The sequence below is a fragment of the Vibrio sp. 2130-1 genome (assembly GCF_033339515.1).
This window is the reverse complement of the sequence record NZ_JAWOUT010000594.1, coordinates 1-553: the sequence shown is the minus strand read 5'-3', so window position 1 is coordinate 553 and position 553 is coordinate 1. Positions and strand designations below refer to the sequence as shown.

Genomic DNA, 553 nt, shown 5'->3' with positions numbered 1-553 from the left:
TGCAGAAGAGCTAGATCGTTTGGATTCTCACGTGAAAGAAACGACCAACATCCTGAAAAAAGGTGGCGCAGTCGGTCGTCGTCTGGATTTCATGATGCAAGAATTCAACCGTGAGTCAAACACGCTCGCTTCTAAATCGATCAGCACCGACATCACTGCGTCGGGTGTTGAACTGAAAGTTCTGATCGAACAAATGCGCGAACAGATCCAAAACATCGAATAATCTAAAAACATTTAGATTACATATTGAAAGCCCCGCTTAGTGCGGGGCTTTATTTTATTCGTCTTTTTCCAAGGTTCGGTTGTCAACATACGGCCAATAGTGGTGTCCAACGCGAATCACCAAGGTCGCTGCCGCCAAGATAAACGCCGCAATAGAAAGCCAAACCACCAAAGTGGCATCCAACTCTTTCATACCTAAGGTGATGTAGCGAGCAATGGCCATCATCGCGATATAGATAGGATAGCGAACGGGGATCTTACCGTTCATCACAAACTGCTGCACCATCGCTAAAACCTCAAGATAGATGAACATCAATAAGATGTCCGTCAA

At 45.4% G+C, this 553-nt stretch carries 2 protein-coding genes; one reads left to right on the top strand and one right to left on the bottom strand.

Annotated elements, in window-relative coordinates:
- Window positions 1-223, top strand: a 223-nt coding sequence (locus tag R7Q09_RS27595) for an endoribonuclease YicC domain-containing protein (RefSeq protein ID WP_318144138.1), incomplete at its 5' end; no start/stop codon positions are given.
- Between the two features lie 54 nt (window positions 224-277).
- Here R7Q09_RS27595 and R7Q09_RS27590 read toward each other — a convergent pair.
- Window positions 278-553, bottom strand: a 276-nt coding sequence (locus R7Q09_RS27590; RefSeq protein WP_318144137.1) for a phosphate-starvation-inducible PsiE family protein, incomplete at its 5' end; no start/stop codon positions are given.